This is a genomic window from Actinomadura miaoliensis, assembly GCF_039536785.1.
GTDB classification, from domain to species: Bacteria; Actinomycetota; Actinomycetes; order Streptosporangiales; family Streptosporangiaceae; genus Spirillospora; species Spirillospora miaoliensis.
In genome coordinates, this window is the sequence record NZ_BAAAZG010000008.1 from 21,985 (window position 1) to 39,721 (window position 17,737).

Genomic DNA, 17,737 nt, shown 5'->3' on the forward strand with positions numbered 1-17,737 from the left:
GCCCCCCCGCCGACGGACGGGCGCGCACCCGGCCACTACGCTGGCGCCGTGGGGGCCGGTTCGGTGCGGGATGGGCCGCGTCCGTCCCCCCGGGGAGGGCGGCATGGGCGGGGGCACGGCATGAGACGGCCGACGCTTGAGGCGGTGGCGGCGCGGGCGGGCGTGTCCCGCGCCACGGTGTCGCGGGTGGTCAACGGGTCGGCCACGGTCACGCCGGAGATCCGCGCCGCCGTGCTGCGGGCGATCGACCAGCTCGGGTACGTGCCCAACCCCGCCGCGCGCAGCCTGGTGACGCGGCGGACCGGCTCGATCGGGCTGGTGGTCTCCGAACCGCCCGCGCGCGTGTTCTCCGACGACCCGTTCTTCGCGGTCGTCGCGCGGGCCGTCAGCCAGGAGCTGGAGGGCGCCGACAAGCAGGTCGTGCTGCTGCCCGCGTCCTCCCCCGCCGGGCACGCCCGCGTCGAGCGCTACGTCGCCGGCGGGCACGTCGACGGGGTGATCCTGCTGTCCATGCACGGCTCGGACCCGCTGCCCGCCGCGCTGGCGCGCACCGACGTGCCGGTGGTGTCGCACGGCCGTCCCATCGCCACGGTGCCGCTGCCGTACTGCGACTGCGACAACGTCGGCGGAGCGCGGTCGGCCGTGCTCCACCTGCTGGAGCGGGGGCGGCGCCGCATCGCCGCCATCACCGGTCCGCCCGACATGAGCGCCGCGCTGGACCGCATGACCGGCTACCGGGAGATCCTGTCGGGCACCGACCGCCGCTCGCTGGCCGCCATCGGCGACTTCACCCGCGAGTCCGGGGCGGCGGCCATGCGGCAGCTGCTGGAGGACGACCCGGGCCTGGACGCGGTGTTCGCCGCCAGCGACCTCATGGCGATCGGCGCCATGCACGCGCTGCGCCAGGCGGGCCGCCGCGTCCCCGACGACGTCGCCGTGGTCGGGTTCGACGACATCGAGGCGGCCCGCTTCACCGATCCGCCGCTGACGACCGTGCGTCAGCCGGTCGCCGAGGTCGCCAGGGCGGTGGTGCGCAGGCTGCTGGCGCCGGAGGACGAGCGCGACGCCGAGCCGCTGATCCTGCCCACCGAGCTGGTCGTCCGCGACTCCACCTGACCGGTCCGCGGGCGCGTCACCGCGGCGCCGGGGAGCCGAGCAGCCAGCGGCGCAGCGCCGGCAGGTCCGGCAGCACGCGGTCGGCGTCGGCCAGGTGCGGACGGCCGGGCGCGGCGATGCCGGTGACCGGGCAGCCCGCCGCGCGCGCGGCGGCCACGCCGGTCGGCGAGTCCTCCACGGCGAGCATCCGCGCGGGCGGGAGGCGGACGCGGCGCGCCACCTCCAGGTAGGAGTGGGGGGCGGGTTTGGGCTCGGCGACCTGGTCGGCGGCGACCGTCGTGCGCACCAGGTCCAGGACGCCGATGGACGCCAGCAGCGGGCGCAGCACCTCGGCGGGCGAGTTGGACACGACCGCGACCGGCCAGTGCCGCGCCAGTTCCGCGACCGTCTCGACGGCGCCGGGCAGGGCGGCGGGCGCGCGGGCGACGCGCGCCGCCGCCTCGCGCAGCAGCTCCTCGCGCAGGGCCGCGTGGTCGACGGGCCCGGGCATGACGGTGGCCAGCAGTTCCACGGTCGCGGCGAGGCCGAGGCCGTGGGTGGCGTCGCGCAGCGCGTCGGTCATGCGCCCGCCGTGGCGTTCGACGACGGCGCGTTCGGCGTCGGCCCACGGCTCGTCGGTGTCGGCGAGCACGCCGTCGCAGTCGAACGCGATCCCGGCGAACGCGTGCCCGTCCGGCCGCGGGCCCTTCGGCTCCCCGTCGTCCAGCCCGGAATCGTCCAGCCCGGAATCGTTCGGCCGGGGTTCGTCCAGCCCGGGGTCGTTCAGCGCGGTCATGGCGTCCACTCCAGGAGCCGGGCCGGGTTGTCCACCAGGACGCGCCGGACGAGGTCGGGCCCCGCGGCGCGTTCCAGGCGCGGCACGAAGCGGGCGGGCAGGTACTCCAGGCCGGGCATGCCGCCGTAGGCGAGGTAGCGGGTGCGGCGGGCGACGTCGCCGCCGAGCAGGAGCCGGTCGGCGCCGCCGAGTTCGGCCGTGCGCAGCAGGCAGTCCAGGATCGTCGAGTCGGGCCAGGACTTGTGCCGCGCCATGCCGTCGTAGCCGAGGTACGCGCCCGCGGCGGCGAGTTCGGCGTGCAGGCCGGGATCGGGGTTGCGGTCGACGTGGGCGAGGACGACGCGGTGCGCGGGCACCCCGCCGTCGCCGAGTTCGCCGAGCACCTCGAACGCCGCGCTGCCGTGCTCCAGGTGCACCATCACCGGGGCGCCGGTGGCGCGGTGCGCCTGCGCCACGCCGTCCAGCACACGCCGTTCGAACTCCCCGATCGACCAGTAGCCGATCCCGGCCTTGAGCAGCCCGGCCTTGGGCGCGTGCGGGCGTGGCGTCGTCAACGCGGCGTCGTCGCGGACGCCCTCGGTCAGTTCGGCGGTGAACAGCCGGCCGAGCGTCGCGGCGTCCATGCCCAGCAGCGGGTGGTCGTCGCGGTAGTGCGCGCGGCGGTGCGCGCCGGTGGTGAGCACGACGCGCAGCCCGGTCGAGCGGGAGATCCGCGCGACGGCCTCGGCGTCGCGGCCGAGGCCGGCCGGTGTCGCATCGACCATCGCGTCGATCCCGGCGGCGCGCAGCCGCGCCGCCTCCCGGCCGCTGCGCTCCTCGTCGTCGAGCTCGTCGCCCGGCAGCAGCGGGCTGATCTGGAACAGGTGCTCGTGGTAGTCGGTGCGGCCGAGGTCGGCGGCGGCGATGTCGCCCAGCGCGGTCCTGATCACCGCGCCTCCGCGGCGACGCGGGACAGCTCGTCCACCAGCGCCGGGGTCAGCGTCACGTCGAACACCTCGGCGACGACCTGCGACCAGCCGTGCACGAAGTACCGCCAGCCGTCCTCGACCCGCAGCCCGGCGCGTTCGCTCTGCTCGCGCGCGGCCCGCAGGAAGTCCAGCTCGCCGCGGTAGTTCAGCTCCCACACCACGGCCCCGCGGGGGAAGGCGGCGTCCGGGCCGAGCGGCGAGCCGGGCCGGTCCTTGCCCAGGCCGGTGGCGTTGACGACCAGGCTGCCCGGCGGCATGGCGGCCAGCAGGTCGTCGGCGGGGCCCTCGGCGCGGCGGGTCACCAGGCGGGAGCCGCCGCCGGCGGACACGACGTCGCGCAGCGCGTCCAGCCGCCCGGCGTCCACGTCGGTGCAGACGATCTCGGCGGGGGCGTCGGCGCGGTGCGCCAGGTACCAGGCGATGGCGGTGCCCGCCCCGCCCGCGCCGAGCAGCAGCACGTGGCCGCCCGTCCGCGCGAAGTGGTCCGGCGCCAGGAACTCCTCCAGGGCGAGCCCGGCGGTGATCGGGTCCTTGGCGTGACCGATCAGCCGCCCGTCGCGCTTGGAGATCGAGGAGATCTCGCCGCACAGCGCGGCGAACTCGTCGACCTCGTCGAACAGGTCGGCGGCGGCCCGGTACAAGGCGATCTTGTGGGTGGTGACCAGGGCGCCGCGGCGGCGCGGGTCGTCGCGGATGGCGGTGACGGCCTCCCGGTAGCGGGCGGGGTCGTCGTCCAGCGCGATGTCCCGGCCGACCAGGCGCGCGCCGTCCAGGCCGAGCACCCGCGCCCACGCCGGGAACACCCGCATGATCGACGACTGGCCGGTGCTGACGCCGACGAACTCCATGACGGGCCCGTCCGCGCGGGCCGGCGCGTCCTCGCTCGGCGCGGTCATGCCCGGGCCTCCCGGAGGGCGGCGGCGAACGCGCGCGCCCGCTTGGTGATCTCGGCCCGGTCGCCGGAGGCGATCGCGGACGAGGGGGCCAGCTCTCCCCCGGCGCCCACGGCCAGCGCGCCGGCGGCGAGCCAGTCGGCCACGTTGCCGGCGGCGACGCCGCCGGTCGGCATGAGCGGCACGTCCGGGAACGGCCCGCGCAGCGCCCTGAGGTAGCCGGGGCCGCCCAGCGAGGCCGGGAAGATCTTCACCGCGTGGGCGCCGAGCGCGACGGCGCGCATCAGCTCGCTGGGCGTGAGGGCGCCGAGCAGGGTCGTCAGGCCGGTGTCGAGCATGGCGCGGGCGAGCTCGTCGTCCGTGCCGGGGCTGACGAGGAACCGCGCGCCGGCGTCGGCGGCCGCGCGGGCCTGCTCGGCGGTGCGGACCGTCCCGGCGCCGACGAGCGCCTCGGGGTGGGCGCGCCGCGCCTTGTCGATCACCGCGGCCGCGTCCGGCGTGCTGTAGGTGATCTCGATGCCGGTGATGCCGCCCTCCACCAGCGCCGACACGCATTCCAGCGCCGAGTCGGGGGTGGGCGCGCGCAGCACGGCGATCACACCGGTCGCGCGGAGATCGTCGATGGACATGCTTTCCTTTCCGGGATGACGGAGGTTGGGTACGGGGGGTCAGGCGGGGACGGGCACCACGTGGGCGGGGGTGCGTCCGGCGAGCGCGTCGAGGACGGCGTCGGTGGCGCCCTGGCCCATGCGGTCGACGGCCTCGACGGTCTGGGCGCCGATGTGCGGGGTGACGACCACGCGGTCGGCCAGGTCGGGCGCCAGCAGCGGGCCGCCCGCCCGGGAGTCGCCGTGCCGTCCCTCGCCCGCCAGCGTGTCGGCGGCGTAGGCGGCCAGGCGCCCGTCGCGCAGGGCCTCGGCGACCGCGGCCTCGTCCACCAGGTCGGCGCGGGCGGTGTTCACCAGCACCGCGCCGGGGCGGACCCGCGCCAGCCACGCGGCGTCGACGAGCGTGGTCCCGCCGGGCGCGTGCAGGGACACCGCGTCGCATCGTTCGGCCAGCTCGGCGACGCTTCCGGCCGGGCGCACGCCGTCCGCTCCGTCCGGGGACACGAACGGGTCGTAGGCCAGGACATCGGCGCCGAAACCGTGCACGCGCCGGGCGACGCCGCGTCCGATGCGGCCGAGCCCGACCACGCCGACGGTCAGCGCGCCCAGTTCCCGGCCGCGCCGCGTGCGCCAGTCGCCGCCGCGCACGTCCCGGTCGCCGGCGACGACGCCGCGCAGCGCCGCCAGCAGCAGCGCCACGGCCAGGTCGGCGACGGCCTCGCTGTTGGCGCCCGGCGTGTTGGTGACGGTGACGCCGCGGGCGGCGGCGGCCCGCAGGTCCACGTTGTCGACGCCGACGCCGTAGCGGGCGACGACGCGCAGCCCGGGGGCCGCCGCCAGGTGCTCGTCGGTGATCGGCGCGGTCCCGGCGATCCAGGCGGCCGCGTCCGCCAGGACGGGACGCAGCGCGTCCAGGTCGTGCTCCGTGGAGCCGCGCACCACGCGCAGGCCGGCGGCGGCCAGCCGCCGCTCGCAGTCCGCCCGTCCCCGGCCGAAGGACCGGGACGTGACCAGGACGGTGCCGTTCATCCGTTCTCCCGTTCGAACCACGATTCGAGCCGCTGGTAGGCGTCGAGGAAGGAGGCGTGGCGGCGCTGGTACTCGGCGTGCCGCGCCGGGTCGGGCGTGAACTCGGCGGTGATCTCCGACAGGTCCCGCGCCACCTCGAAGCCGGGCACCAGCCCGACGCCGACCGCCGCGGTGACGGCGGCGCCCAGGCTGTTGGCCTCCTCGCCGATGCGGCGCCGCCGCACGGTGGCGCCCCAGGTGTCGGCGAGGACCTGCAGCCACAGGTCGCTGGACGCGCCGCCGCCGATGGCGTCAACCCGGTCCACCGGGTGGCCGGCCTCGCGGAACGCCTGCACGCACGTGTGGAGGTTGAACGCCACGCCCTCCAGCACGGCCCGCGTCATCTCCGCCTGGCCGTGGTGGCGGGCCAGGCCGAGGAACACGCCCCGGGCCGAGGCGTTCCAGTACGGCGAACGCTCCCCGAGCAGGTGCGGCAGGAAGTACAGCCCGGTGGTGTCGGCGTCGGCGGCGGCGCGGGTCAGGTCGTCGAACCTGCCCTCGCCGCGGTCCGGGCGCAGCAGGTCGGCGACCCACTCCAGCGAGGCGCCGCCGGTCTGCATGGTGGCGGTCGGCACGTACCGGCCGGGCACCACGTGGTCGAACGTCATCGTCCGCATCGCCGGGTCGAGCAGCGGCTCGGCCGCCGACAGCGACACCCACGACGACGACCCGAGGTAGGTGTAGGCGCCGTCCTCGGGGCCGATGACGCCCGCGCCGAGCGCCGCCAGCGGCCCGTCGCCGCCGCCGAGCACCACCGGGGTGCCGGGCCGCAGTCCGACCGCCTCGGCGGACGCGGCCGACAGCTCTCCCACCACGGTCGTCGCCGGGACGATCTCCGGGAACAGCGCGGGGTCGAGCCCGGCGGCGCCCAGCATCCGCTCCGACCAGCGGCCCGCCCGCTGGTCGTAGGCGTTGGTGCTGGACGCGTCGGACGGGTCGGTGACCAGCCGTCCGGTCAGCCGCTGGACGACGTAGTCCTTGGCCAGGCACACGTGCGCGACCCGGGCGAACGTCTCCGGCTCGTGCTCGCGCACCCACAGGATCTTCGTCAGCGAGTAGGTGGGGTGGATCTGGTGGCCCAGCAGCCGGTAGGCGGTCTCGGCGCCGATCTCGGCGGCCAGCCGCGCCGCCTGGGCGGAGCTGCGGTGGTCGGCCCAGATCAGCGCGGGGCGCACCGGGCGGTACGCCGCGTCCAGCAGCACCGCGCCCATCATCTGGCCGCTGAACGACACGGCGCGCACCGCGGCCGGGTCGGTGCCGGTGTCGGCCAGCAGCCGGCGGGTGGCGGTGGCGACCGCCCGTTCCCAGTCGGCCGGGTCCTGCTCGGCCACGCCGCCCGCGGCGAACCGGGTGCCGTACCGGACGGTGGCGGCGGCCACGAGGCGGCCGTCGTCGTGGTGCAGCGACGCCTTGTCGCCGGTGGTGCCGAGGTCGTGCGCGATGATCATGTCTGCCTCCCCGCGCCCGCGGCCTCCCGGTCGCCGTCCTCGGCGGGCTCCCGCGCCGCGTCGCCGGTCCCGGAGGCGCCGGCGTCGCGCGAGCGGGGGCCGCGCAGGTTGCGCAGGTGCTCGGCGGCGACGGCGGCCAGGATCAGCACGCCGGTCAGGATCTGCAGCCAGAACGGGTCGATGCCGAGCAACGTGCCGCCGTTGTCCAGCAGGCCGACAACCAGCGCGCCGACCAGCGCGCCCAGCGCCGTGCCGCGCGCCCCGAACAGGCTGGCCCCGCCGATGACGCAGGCCGCGATGGCCTGCAGTTCGTACCCGGTGCCGGCGGTCGGCACGCCGTTGCCCAGCCGGGACGCCAGCAGCAGCCCGGCCAGCGCCGCCAGCGTGCCGCACAGCGTGTAGGCGGTGATCTGCACGGCGCGCACCGGCACGCCGGTGAGCCGGGCGGACTCGGCGTTGGACCCGATCGCGTACACGTACCGGCCCCAGACGGTGCGGCGCAGGAACAGCCCCACGATCACCGTGATGATCAGCATCAGCCAGGTCAGGTTGGCGATCCCGAACACGGTGCCGCCGGCGAGCTCGGAGAAGCCGTCCGGCAGCGGCTGGACGGTGCGTCCGCCGGTGAGCAGCAGGGTCGCGCCGCGCGCGATGCCCATCATGCCGAGCGTGACGATGAACGGGGGCAGCCGCACCACCGCCACCAGCACACCGTTGATCATTCCGGCGAGCGCGCCGACGGCCAGGGCCAGCAGCACGGCCCACAGCACGTGCGCGCCGCCGGTGGTGTCGAACACCGCCTTGGCGGCCACCACGCCGGACAGGCCGACCACCGACCCGACCGACAGGTCGATGCCCGCGGTGAGGATGACCAGCAGCTGCGCCACGGCGAGGATGGCGTAGATGGACACCTGGCGGCCGAGGTTGTCCATGTTGGTCCCGGTGAGGAACACGTCGGTGGACAGGCTCAGCGCGAAGCCCAGGACCAGCAGCATCCCGATGCCGCCGAACCCCTTGTTGAACAGCTGCCCCAGCCGCAGGATCTCGCTGTCGTCGGGCTCGCGGCGGGCGGCGCCGCGGCCGCGTCCCTGCCGGGGCGCCGTGGTGACATCGCTCATGAGGACTCCACAGTTCTGACGTCGTGCCGCTGCCGTGCCGCGGCGGATGGGGCGGACGGCGGAGCCGCGACGCGGTCGGCTCCGCGCGGGCTGGCCAGCGCCAGCACCTTCTCCTCGGTGGCCTCGGCGGCGGGCAGGTCGGCGACCAGGCGGCGTTCGCGGACGACCACCACGCGGTCGCACAGGCCCAGCAGCTCGGGCAGGTAGGACGAGACGACCACGATGGCCAGGCCGGCGGCGGCCAGGTCGGCGACGATGCGGTAGATGTCGGCCTTGGCGCCGACGTCCACGCCCTTGGTGGGCTCGTCCAGCAGCAGGACCCTGGCGCCCAGCGCCCGCCAGCGGGCGATCAGCACCTTCTGCTGGTTGCCGCCCGACAGCGAGGACACCGGGTCGCCCCAGTCGCCGAACCGCAGCCGCAGCCCGTCGACGGCCTGCTCGACGTGCCGCCGCACGCGCGGCCCGTGCACCAGGCCGCGCACCCCGGCGGTGCGCCAGCTGGCGATCGCGATGTTCTCCTCGATGCTCAGCTCGGGCAGCAGCCCGGACTCCTTGCGGTCCTCGGTGAGCAGGCCGATGCCGCGCCGGGCCGCCTTGCGCGTGGACCCGCGGGGCACGGGACGGCCGTCCAGCAGCACCCGCCCCTCGGTGACCGGGTCGGCGCCGAACACCGCGCGCAGCAGCTCGCTGCGGCCCGAGCCGAGCAGCCCGGCCAGGCCGACGATCTCGCCCGCGCGCACCGACAGGTCCACCGGCTCGGGGAAGTCCACGGGACGCAGCCCGCGCACCTCCAGCCGGGCCTCCCCCTCGCGCCGGGCGTCCTCGCGCGGCCCCGGGTACAGGTTGGTGATCGTGCGGCCGACCATCGCCGCGATCAGCGAGTCCTCGTCGAAGTCGGACATCGGCCGGGTGACCACGTGGGTGCCGTCGCGCAGCACCGTCACGGTGTCGCCGATGGCGAACATCTCCTCCATGCGGTGCGTGACGTACAGGACGGCGACGCCCTCGTCCCGCAGCGCCTTGACCCGTTCCAGCAGCGCGTGCCCCTCCTCGGCGGACAGCGCGGTGGTGGGCTCGTCGAAGATGACGACCTTGGCGTCCCGCGACAGCACCCGCGCGATCTCCACGAGCTGGCGGGTGGCGGTGGGCAGCTCCCCGACCGTCCGGGACAGGTCGAGGTCGGCCAGGCCGACGCGCTCCAGCATGGCCCGGGCGGCGTCGCGCTGGCGGCGCCGGTCGACGAACCCGGCGCGCGACGGGAACGTCCCCATGCACAGGTTGTCGGCGACCGTGAGGTCGTTGAGCAGGCTCAGTTCCTGGTAGACGACGCCAACGCCGGCGGTGCGCGCCTCGGCGGGGGTGATGCCGCGGCGCATGTCGCGGCCCTGGATGACGTAGTCGCCCGCGTCCCGCTGCACCGCACCGGTGAGGATCTTGATGAGCGTGGACTTGCCGGCGCCGTTCTCCCCGGCCAGGCAGTGCACGGTGCCGGGGTGCAGGTCCAGGTGCACGCCGGACAGCGCGCGGACGGGCCCGTAGCTCTTGCTCACCCCGCGCAGGCTCAGCACCGGCGCGGTGCCGCCGCCGGGCTCGCTCACTGCCCGTCCCCCTTGGCCTTCGGCGGGTTGAGCAGCTGGGCGAACTCGGGCTTGTCGACCATGGACTTGTCGATGAGCACGGCGCCCGGGTCGAGGTTGACCGGCGGGGTGCTGCCGCGCACCGCCATCCCGGCCTCGACGACGCCCTGGTAGCCGAAGAAGAACGGGTTCTGCACGACGATCGCGCTGAGGGTGCCCGCGCGCACGCCGTCCACCTCGGCCGGGTCGGAGTCGAACGCGACCGACACCACGCGGCCCGCGGCGTTCTTCTCCTTGATGGCGCGGGCGGCGCCGGTGCCGGAGGTGTTGTTGTCGGCGAACACGCCGACCACGTCCGGGCGGCTGGTCAGCACGTTGCCGACCTGCCCGACGGCCTTGTTGAGGTCGTTGTCGTTGACGAGGGTCTGCACGACCTCGGCCTTGGGGCAGTCCTTGGCCAGCCCCTCCTTGAAGCCGGTGAACCGGTCGACCAGCACCTGCTGCCCCGACACCGAGCTCTCGTGCACGATCTTGCCGTCGGGCGCGCCCTTCTGCTTGATCAGCTCGCACATGCGCTCGCCGGCCTGCTGCCCGGCCTTGATGTTGTCGGTGCCGATGAACCCGTCGTTGGCGGCGGTGATCGCGTTGTCCACGGTGATCACCTTGATGCCCTGCTTGCGGGCCCGCTCCACCACGCCGTTCAGCGCGGTGGAGGAGTTGGAGGCCAGGACGATCGCGTCGGCGCCGCGGGAGATGGAGTTCTCCACCAGCTTGACCTGGCCGTCGATGTCGGTCTCGGACGTCGGCCCGAACAGGCCGAGCCGGATGCCGTGGTCCTGCCCGGCCTTCTTGGCTCCGGCCAGCATCGACTGCCAGAACTCCGAGTCGGTCGCCTTGGTGATGACGTCGATCTTGGTTCCGGCCACGGCGCTGGTCCCGGAACCCGGCCCGGCGTCCTCGCCGCCGAAGGCGACCTTCCCCGTGGTGACGCCCGCGCCGATCGCGACGACGGCGATCGCGGCGGCGACACCGGGGGACACATAGCGGATGCGCGCCATTTACGCTCCTCAGGGGTGGGATGGGGACGGGGCCGGGCGACGCGTGGCCCGGCCCGGACGGCGGGGGGCTGTGTTCGCGGGGCCCCGGATGGATCAGGTCAGAACGGGCGCAGGTCCGGGCCGTCGGCTCCGCCCAGCACGCGGTAGCCCATGCCGTTGCGCAGCACCCACTCGTAGTCGTGGCCCGCGTCACCGGGGTAGACGGCCAGGAAGCGGTACGGCTCGTCGCCGGTGTTGACGCTGCGGTGCGCCCAGCCCGGGGGGATGTAGCCGATGGAACCCGGCTCCATCGGGATCCACTCCGGCTTGTCGCCGTCGAACAGCAGCAGCCCGCCGACGCCGGAGAGCCCGAGGTAGATCTCGCCGCGCGGCCGCGGGTGGATGTGCCCCTTGGTCATGTGGAACTCGCCGCCGACCTTCCCTGGGTGGATCGTGGTGATCGACTGCGGCAGCTCGCCCTCGGCCTCGGGCACCGGCGACGAGGCGACCTCGTACACCACCGGGTCCTCGGCCAGGCTCGCCTCCCAGGCGGCGGTGTCGGCGAACAGCCCGCGCAGGTCCGACATGCGGCGGGTCAGCACCGGGCCGGACGGCTCCATCCGGGCGTCGAAGGTGATCCGCATCGGGGGGACGGGCGGGGTGACGAACGACGACAAGGACGACCTCCTTCGAATCGGTAGGGGATACTGTCGTCCTGTAATGACAGGATGTCAAGCGAAAGGCCCAGGTGAGACCCTGGGCGGGGTCTCGGAGAGGGGTCAGCGATCGTCGTGCACGAGCATGTTGGGCACGGCGCCCTGCCGCTCGCGGTGCCGCCGCAGGCTCACCTGGAACCGGCTGCGGTCGCCGCGGTGGTAGGCGACGAAGAACTCCACGGGGCGTCCCGTCACGTCCCACGCGGTGCTGTGCAGGAGCAGGACGGGATCGCGAGGGCGCAGCCCCAGCGCCTCGGCGACGGCCGAAGACGCGGGCACGGCCTCGACGAACCGCCGCCCGTGGTCCAGCTCCACGCCGTACCGGCCCTCCAGTACGCCGTACAGCGACTGCTCGGTGAAGTCCTCCTCGAGCAGGCCCGGGGCGATGTCGGCGGGGAGGTAGGTGCGGGTCAGCACCCACGGCTCCCCGCCGACGTACCGCAGCCGCTCCAGGTGGATCACCGGGTCGCCCTCGTCCAGTTCCAGCGCGGCGGCGACCTCGGCGGGCGCGGGGATCGGGGCGAACGCCAGCACCCGGCTGCGCAGCACCTCACCGCGCGCCTGGACGTCCTCGTACAGCCCGGTCAACGACTGGAACAGCGCCTCGTCGGTCTTGCGGGCGGCGGCGAACGTCCCCTGCCCCTTGCGGCGGACGATCCGTCCGTCGGCCTCCAGCTCGTCCAGGGCCTGCCGGACCACCGTCCGGGACACGCCGTACTCCTCGCACAGCGTCATCTCGCCCGGGAGCCTGCTCCCCGGCTCGATCTCGGTTTCCAGCCGCTCGACCAGCAACTGCTTGAGCTGCGCGTAGTACGGCAACGGCGAACGGCGATCGATGCGGCCCCCTAGCATGGCGCCCAGTATCGCACGCATGTCATGTCAGGATGACAGGCGGTCACCTCGCGGATCGGAGCCGGGCGACCCGCCGTGGCGTCGCCGGGGCGCCGCCGGCGATGCGGTCGACGGTGGCGACGGCGTGCGCGCTCTGCAGGGGATGCCGAGGCCGGCCTTCACGCGTCCTCCAGGAGGACGTCGGCCAGTTCCTTCGGAGCGGTCACCATGGCGTCGTGCCCGACGTCCAGTTCGGTGGCGTCCCAACCGAATTCCCGGGGCAGCTGCGGGAAGGGCATCGGGCCGGCGGGGGTGCACACCACCGCGCGGCACGCGATCGCGTCGACCGCTCCCGTCAGGCGGGTCTTGTCGGAGAACGTCCGCCGGGGCTGGGGGGTCAGCCGCGGTTCCACCCACGCGACCTGGGCGGGATCGGTGACACCGGCGGTCGACGCGGACGTGAGGGGCACCAGTCCGTTCACGGTCACCGAGTCGACCCAGTCGCGGAAGAACCGGGGCGCGCGGTCGTCCAGCGACTCGCCGTCGCGGGCCGCCCACGCGTCCACCATGACGAGCCGCCGCACGCGTTCCGGCATCCGGTCGGCCGCCTCCCGGACGACCAGTCCGGCATAGCTGTGCCCGACGAGCACCACGTCCCGCACGTCCTCGTACCAGAGGGTCTTGAGGACGTCCTCCACATGCGTCTGCAGCCCGATCTCGGGGCTGCACAGATGGGCGCGCTCCCCGAGCCCGGTCAGCGTCGGCGTGAACACCTCGTGGCCCGCCGCCCGCAACCGCGCCGCCACGTCCCGCCAGCACCAGCCGCCATGCCAGGCACCGTGCACCAGTACGTACGTCGTCATCGCAGCTCCTCCTCGACCGTCAGCACGACCTTGCCCGTCGTGCGCCCTCGGGCGACCAGACGATGCGCCTCCGCCGCGTCCTCCAGCGGGAACGTCCGGTCGACGTGCACTTTCAGGGATCCCGCGCGCACCAGACCGGCCAGCGCCTCCAGGCCCGCCAGGTGCCCCACTCCCCCGGCCGCCCCCACGACGACGACCCGTTGCCCCATGTCGCCGTCCCACTCCGCCTGCCGTATCGCCAGCATCGTCGTCACGATCAGGAACACAAACATACATACAGCATGTATGTCAATGACCTGAGGCGGCCCAGGGCCGGGCCTCGGCGTGTCAGTCTCGGTGCAGGCACCCGTCGACGCGGCCCGCCACCCCGGCCAACATGAGCCTGAGCTGGCGCAACGTGTCGTCGGCCATGGCCTTCTGGTCGTCCGCGCGCGCGATGTCGAGGGCGGCCTCGCAGATGCCGCCGTACAGCAGCGACGTCAGCGCCTCCAGCGGCCGCTCGGGAATGCACCCGGCCTCGACCGCGATGCCCAGCCCCCTCCGCAACTGCTCCTTGCACCCGGCCTGGATGTCGCGCATGTCCGTCCAGCCCAGCGCCGCGGGCGCCTCCACCAGCGTGATCCGCCGCACCCCGGGTTCGAGGGTGGCCTCCAGCATGGCCGCGCAGCCCGCCAGGATCCCCTCCCACGCATCGGCCTCGGCGGAGAACGCCCGCCGCACCACGACCGCCAGCCGGCGCTGCTCCTCCGCGTACACCTCGCGGAAGATCTGCTCCTTGTTGCTGAAGTGGTGGTAGAACGCGCCCCGGGTCACCCCGGCCCGCTCGCAGATGGCTCCGAGCGACGTCGCCGCGAACCCCCCGTCCACGAACAGCTCCCGGGCGGCGGCCACCAGGGCCGCCGTCGTGGCCCTGGTCCGCTCCTCCTGAGTCCGCCGCACACCGGCCCTGGCGCCCACAATCCCTCCCCGAACTGGACCTCGCAAGCGACCCTACCGACCACTCCCCTCAAGCGCCCGAGCACGACCGCCGCTCGTCTCGCGAACAGCCGCGCCGTTCGCGTCGGGGGTCAGGAGGAGCCGTCGCGCTCGGCGAGCACGTCGTCGACGTCGACGGCGAACCGCCCGATCGCCCACGCCATGGCGCGCGTGTTGCGGTCGAGTTCGGCGCGGTGAACGTTCCGCACCGTGTCGCAGGGCTGGTGGTAGCAGGGATCGAACATGTCGCCGGCTCGCCCTCCGAACAGGGCGGCCTGCTCGGCGGTCTTGGTCTGGTACGTGCCGCCGTCCAGGCCGCCGATGGGAATGCCCACGTCCCGGAACGACAGGTGGTCCGAGCCGATGCCGGCGATGTCCTGGGGCTGGAAGGCGAGCCCGCGGCTGCTGTAGTACCCGGTGAGCACCCGTTCGACGGCCCCGGAACCGGCCGGCCCCGGCCCGCTGCCCGTGTTCGGGTTGTCGCTGTCGTCCCCGTCGATGATGAACCGGCCGAAGTTGGGTCCGGCGATCAGCTCGTAGTTCAGGTACAGCGCGATGGCGCGCCGCTGCTCGGCGGTGAGGTTTGCAACGTAGTGCTCGGACCCGACGTCCAGCAGTTCTTCGGCGCCCCACCAGGCGAACCGGACCTTGTTGCGGACGGCGTGCTGCTTGGGCGCGAGCCGCAGCGCCGTCTCCAGCAGGGCGGCCGCGGCGGTGGCGTTGTCGTTGATGCCGGCCGTCTCGCGCACGCTGTCGAGGTGGGCGCCCGCCATGACGACCCGGTCGTCCCGCCCGCCGCCCGTCTCGGCCAGGATGTTCTCGGTCACGCCGGCGATCCGGTGGCCGCGCAGGTCGAGCCGGATTCGGACCGGCGAGCGGCGGGTGCGCTCCGCGACCGTCTCCGCCCATCGCTGCGTCACCGAGGCGATCGGCAGGGGCACCGAGGCGGGGTCGAACACGTGGTTCCGGTAGATGTTGTCCGGCCGCGCGGTCGGCATGTACATCAGCACGGCGCGGGCCCCGGCCTCCGCGGCGACACGCACCTGCGTCACGAAGCCGCACGACGAGCGGGGCATCACGACCACCGCTCCGTCCGCCGGAGTCGCGTCGTAGTCCTCGCGTTCGCATCCCACGCTGGAGTCGACGGGCGGCGCGACGAGCGGAGCGTCGATCCCGCCGGGCGGCGTCGACGGCGACCAGCGCCACATCAGCACCCGTACCGCCGCGTCGTCCGGGGACGTCACGGCGCGTTCGGCGTCCACGCGATGGTCCTGGTACGGCACCGGTTGGCGGACGACCCGGTACCCGGCACCCCGCAGACGCTCGACCAGGTACCGGGCGGACGCGTCGAAGCCGGGGCTGCCGGTCGCCCGCGTGCCGCCGCCGATGTCGGCGGCGTGCTGCCAGGCCCGCAGGTGGACGAAGGCCGCTTCGCCCGAGACGGAGCGTTCCAGCTGTTCCGCCAGCCGGGACGAATGGCCGACCGGCGCCACGGCACCGACCCCGGCGACCACCGCGCAGAGCAGTGCGGGAAAGGCCGCGGTCATCGGATCACCTGCCGTCTCGACTGGTGACGGCCGCGATGCGCCGGTCGGCGATCACGCCCCTGCGCCGGTGCGGAACCTGCGGATCGAAGTCCATCGACGTCTCCCTAGCGCGGTGAATTTTCCCCGGAGGTGTCATCCGCCCCGACAGATCGCAACCTCGTCCGCTTTGTACCGCTTTCCCCATGGCCACGCAAGAGCGGAACAGCCTCCGGCTTCCGCGTCGCCACAGAAGGCATGACGCCTATCGAGCACCAGAAGAAATCCGCCGGGGCGGAGCCCGGCCGGCCATTTCGTGAACTGGCGGGCGAGGTACCTGTGGGCGCGCCGCGTGGGATTCGGTGCCGAGTGTTCGCGGCGTGTGTTGTGCACGTTGCCGGGATCGCGCTGGCAGGACGCCGATTCGTCAGGTCGTGATGGACCTTCCGCTGCGGCGCCAGGCCGTGCTGACGTCGAGGCCGAGGCGGGCCGCCCAGTCGATCGCCTCGGCGAGCGAGGCCTCCCCTGCGAGACGGGCCGCGGCGAGCGCGGGCGGAAGGGTGCCGTCGCGGAACATGGCGTCCCACTGGCCGGGGCCTAGCGACAGGAAGCGGAGCTGGCCCATTCCGGCCAGGACGCCCGGGTCGGCGATCTCCGTACGGGACAGGTCCAAGCCGTACAGGCGCGGCAGGGTGCGCAATGCGGCGATGTGGACGGGGCCGCCGCCGGTGACCGACAGCGTCCGCAGGGTGGGGTGCGCGGCCAGCGCGCCGAGGTCGCCACCCTCGTCGAGGCCGAGCGCGGCATCCTCCAGCGGCAGGTCGCGCAGCGGCCCCAGGTCGGCGGCCGTCACACGGTTCAACGCCAGTGCGCGCAGCCGTGGGGTGGCGCGCAGGACGGCCAGGTCGGTTCGGCGCGCGTCGTTGACGGTGAGTTCCTGCCACGAGGGTTCCAATGCCGTCGCATCCGGCAGGCTCTCCAGGACGCCGGAGGTCGGCGGTTCGGGGGCGCGCTCGACCCCCAGCTCCAGCCAGCCGTCCTCGTCGTCGACGTCGTACTCTCCTTCGTCGAGCAGGCGCAGGTAGCGGCCCAGCAGCGCGGTCACCGAATCGGCCTCGTAGGCGGGGCCGCGCTCGTAGTCGCGGCCGATCCGGATCACCTGGCCCGCACGGCCCTTCGGCGCCGGGCTCATGTCCACCGCGAGATAGTGGCCGCCTCCGTCGTGCGCGAACGGAATCCACCCGTCATGCCCGCTGCACCGCCGGACGGTCTCGACCGGATGGGCGTCCAGGACGACGGCGTCCCAGCCCAGCTCCCACCCGCCCCAGGCACGCTCGCGCTGCCGCGCGTGCTCCCGGACGACCTCGTCCAGCGGCAGCCACTCATAACCGTCGAACAGGCCCGCGAGCCCGCGTTCCCCGTCGGCGATCTCGTACAGGGCGCGCAGGTCGCAGGGCAGCGGGCGGCCCAACCGGCGTTCGGCCTCGCCAATGTCGGCCGCCGGGTCGCCCAGCTCGTCCCTCACCCCGAGTTCCGCACGGCGGCGCAAGTACTCGCGGAACCGCCCGGCCGCCGTCTCCGGGTCCCCCGCCGGGGCGGTGTCCAGCGGCCCTTCCTGAAGGTGGCCCGGTTCGGCGGGCAGGTAGCCGGGGTCGAGCACGGCACAGTACTCCTTGCCGAATCCCCGCCACACGCGCTCGTTGAAGGCGGTCAGCGAGTAGGCGCCGGACGGCTCGCACACCAGCTCCAGCGTCAGCAGCTCCCACCCCTGCGCCTGCTCGGCGGACGCCCACAGTTCGTCGAGCACTCCCTCGGCCACGCCGAACGCCTTCGCCGACCGGGTCTGCCCCCCGGACATGTCGTAGGTGAGGCTGCAGCTGCTGCTCAATCGGCCCGCCCACCCTGAGAACGTCGCCCGTGCCCAGCCTTCCGGCGCCGAGTCCGCCACCCGCCGAACGACCCGCTCCACCACCGGTACGTCCTCGTCGCGCATTCCCGCCCCTTCCGTCGAGTCCGTCCCCGAACCTAGAACGGCCCGCCGACAAACCGCTCCGCCGAAGCCGATCGACGGCCGGCGGTGCCGGTGGCCGCCGCTCGTCGGGGACGGATCGCCACGATCACGAGATGTCCTGCCCGCGCCGGGAGCCGTTGCCGTCAACGGCGCCGCACCGGAGGCGTACCGCTTGTGCCGCGGCGTCTTGGCGTTCCGGCCGTCCCAGGT

General features: G+C 74.4%; 17 protein-coding genes. 1 reads left to right on the forward strand and 16 read right to left on the reverse strand.

The features are described 5' to 3' along the window. Window positions 1–120: 120 nt before the first annotated feature. Window positions 121–1,116, forward strand: a complete 996-nt coding sequence (locus ABD811_RS09335; protein WP_344943921.1) for a LacI family DNA-binding transcriptional regulator — start codon at window positions 121–123, stop codon at window positions 1,114–1,116. Between the two features lie 16 nt (window positions 1,117–1,132). Here ABD811_RS09335 and ABD811_RS09340 read toward each other — a convergent pair whose 3' ends face one another. From ABD811_RS09340 to ABD811_RS09415, 16 genes are all read right to left on the reverse strand, one after another. Next, a complete protein-coding gene (locus ABD811_RS09340) occupies window positions 1,133–1,891 on the reverse strand; it encodes an HAD family hydrolase (protein ID WP_344943924.1) in 759 nt (252 codons plus the stop codon). After that, window positions 1,888–2,820, reverse strand: coding sequence for a phosphotriesterase family protein (locus ABD811_RS09345; RefSeq protein ID WP_344943927.1), 933 nt, complete (start codon window positions 2,818–2,820; stop codon window positions 1,888–1,890). The genes ABD811_RS09340 and ABD811_RS09345 overlap by 4 nt, the downstream gene beginning before the upstream one ends. Beyond that, on the reverse strand, window positions 2,817–3,755 hold the full coding sequence (locus ABD811_RS09350; protein ID WP_344943930.1) for a shikimate dehydrogenase family protein: 939 nt from the start codon (window positions 3,753–3,755) through the stop codon (window positions 2,817–2,819). Before ABD811_RS09350 ends, ABD811_RS09345 begins: the two co-directional genes overlap by 4 nt. After that, window positions 3,752–4,381, reverse strand: coding sequence for a bifunctional 4-hydroxy-2-oxoglutarate aldolase/2-dehydro-3-deoxy-phosphogluconate aldolase (locus ABD811_RS09355; RefSeq protein ID WP_344943933.1), 630 nt, complete (start codon window positions 4,379–4,381; stop codon window positions 3,752–3,754). Before ABD811_RS09355 ends, ABD811_RS09350 begins: the two co-directional genes overlap by 4 nt. A gap of 39 nt (window positions 4,382–4,420) precedes the next feature. Then, entirely contained in the window at window positions 4,421–5,389 is a 969-nt protein-coding gene (locus tag ABD811_RS09360; RefSeq protein ID WP_344943936.1) for an NAD(P)-dependent oxidoreductase, read from the reverse strand. Next, window positions 5,386–6,876: a xylulokinase gene (gene xylB / locus ABD811_RS09365; protein ID WP_344943938.1), complete on the reverse strand. Its 1,491-nt coding sequence runs from the start codon at window positions 6,874–6,876 to the stop codon at window positions 5,386–5,388. Before xylB ends, ABD811_RS09360 begins: the two co-directional genes overlap by 4 nt. Continuing rightward, window positions 6,873–7,994, reverse strand: coding sequence for an ABC transporter permease (locus ABD811_RS09370; protein WP_344943941.1), 1,122 nt, complete (start codon window positions 7,992–7,994; stop codon window positions 6,873–6,875). The genes xylB and ABD811_RS09370 overlap by 4 nt, the downstream gene beginning before the upstream one ends. After that, complete coding sequence (locus ABD811_RS09375) at window positions 7,991–9,592, reverse strand: sugar ABC transporter ATP-binding protein (RefSeq protein ID WP_344943944.1); 1,602 nt, start codon at window positions 9,590–9,592, stop codon at window positions 7,991–7,993. Before ABD811_RS09375 ends, ABD811_RS09370 begins: the two co-directional genes overlap by 4 nt. Continuing rightward, window positions 9,589–10,629: an ABC transporter substrate-binding protein gene (locus ABD811_RS09380; protein ID WP_344943946.1), complete on the reverse strand. Its 1,041-nt coding sequence runs from the start codon at window positions 10,627–10,629 to the stop codon at window positions 9,589–9,591. The genes ABD811_RS09375 and ABD811_RS09380 overlap by 4 nt, the downstream gene beginning before the upstream one ends. 98 nt (window positions 10,630–10,727) lie before the next feature. Then, the gene (locus tag ABD811_RS09385) at window positions 10,728–11,285 is read right to left on the reverse strand and encodes a glucose-6-phosphate isomerase family protein (protein ID WP_344943949.1); all 558 of its coding nucleotides are present in this window, start codon (window positions 11,283–11,285) and stop codon (window positions 10,728–10,730) included. A 102-nt stretch (window positions 11,286–11,387) separates the two neighbouring features. Continuing rightward, window positions 11,388–12,197, reverse strand: coding sequence for a GntR family transcriptional regulator (locus ABD811_RS09390; protein ID WP_344943952.1), 810 nt, complete (start codon window positions 12,195–12,197; stop codon window positions 11,388–11,390). Between the two features lie 137 nt (window positions 12,198–12,334). Further along, complete coding sequence (locus ABD811_RS09395; protein WP_344943955.1) at window positions 12,335–13,018, reverse strand: alpha/beta fold hydrolase; 684 nt, start codon at window positions 13,016–13,018, stop codon at window positions 12,335–12,337. Continuing rightward, window positions 13,015–13,290 carry a zinc-binding dehydrogenase gene (locus ABD811_RS09400; RefSeq protein ID WP_344943958.1) on the reverse strand — a complete coding sequence of 92 codons (276 nt, stop codon included), beginning with the start codon at window positions 13,288–13,290 and terminating at the stop codon, window positions 13,015–13,017. Before ABD811_RS09400 ends, ABD811_RS09395 begins: the two co-directional genes overlap by 4 nt. A 55-nt stretch (window positions 13,291–13,345) precedes the next feature. Continuing rightward, window positions 13,346–13,975, reverse strand: a complete 630-nt coding sequence (locus ABD811_RS09405; protein WP_344943961.1) for a TetR/AcrR family transcriptional regulator — start codon at window positions 13,973–13,975, stop codon at window positions 13,346–13,348. Window positions 13,976–14,085: 110 nt separating this feature from the next. Next, a complete protein-coding gene (locus tag ABD811_RS09410) occupies window positions 14,086–15,540 on the reverse strand; it encodes a M28 family peptidase (protein WP_344943964.1) in 1,455 nt (484 codons plus the stop codon). A 403-nt stretch (window positions 15,541–15,943) separates the two neighbouring features. Then, entirely contained in the window at window positions 15,944–17,404 is a 1,461-nt protein-coding gene (locus ABD811_RS09415; RefSeq protein WP_344943967.1) for an SMI1/KNR4 family protein, read from the reverse strand. Window positions 17,405–17,737 lie beyond the last annotated feature (333 nt).

Excerpts from the sequence above, each read along its gene's own strand:
- ABD811_RS09410 (WP_344943964.1), bottom strand. The coding sequence starts at position 15,540 with ATGACCGCGGCCTTTCCCGCACTGCTCTGCGCGGTGGTCGCCGGGGTC.
- ABD811_RS09355 (WP_344943933.1), bottom strand. The coding sequence starts at position 4,381 with ATGTCCATCGACGATCTCCGCGCGACCGGTGTGATCGCCGTGCTGCGC.
- ABD811_RS09390 (WP_344943952.1), bottom strand. The coding sequence starts at position 12,197 with ATGCGTGCGATACTGGGCGCCATGCTAGGGGGCCGCATCGATCGCCGT.
- ABD811_RS09350 (WP_344943930.1), bottom strand. The coding sequence starts at position 3,755 with ATGACCGCGCCGAGCGAGGACGCGCCGGCCCGCGCGGACGGGCCCGTC.
- ABD811_RS09395 (WP_344943955.1), bottom strand. The coding sequence starts at position 13,018 with ATGACGACGTACGTACTGGTGCACGGTGCCTGGCATGGCGGCTGGTGC.
- ABD811_RS09380 (WP_344943946.1), bottom strand. The coding sequence starts at position 10,629 with ATGGCGCGCATCCGCTATGTGTCCCCCGGTGTCGCCGCCGCGATCGCC.
- ABD811_RS09370 (WP_344943941.1), bottom strand. The coding sequence starts at position 7,994 with ATGAGCGATGTCACCACGGCGCCCCGGCAGGGACGCGGCCGCGGCGCC.
- xylB (WP_344943938.1), bottom strand. The coding sequence starts at position 6,876 with ATGATCATCGCGCACGACCTCGGCACCACCGGCGACAAGGCGTCGCTG.
- ABD811_RS09340 (WP_344943924.1), bottom strand. The coding sequence starts at position 1,891 with ATGACCGCGCTGAACGACCCCGGGCTGGACGAACCCCGGCCGAACGAT.
- ABD811_RS09335 (WP_344943921.1), top strand. The coding sequence starts at position 121 with ATGAGACGGCCGACGCTTGAGGCGGTGGCGGCGCGGGCGGGCGTGTCC.
- ABD811_RS09400 (WP_344943958.1), bottom strand. The coding sequence starts at position 13,290 with ATGTTTGTGTTCCTGATCGTGACGACGATGCTGGCGATACGGCAGGCG.
- ABD811_RS09360 (WP_344943936.1), bottom strand. The coding sequence starts at position 5,389 with ATGAACGGCACCGTCCTGGTCACGTCCCGGTCCTTCGGCCGGGGACGG.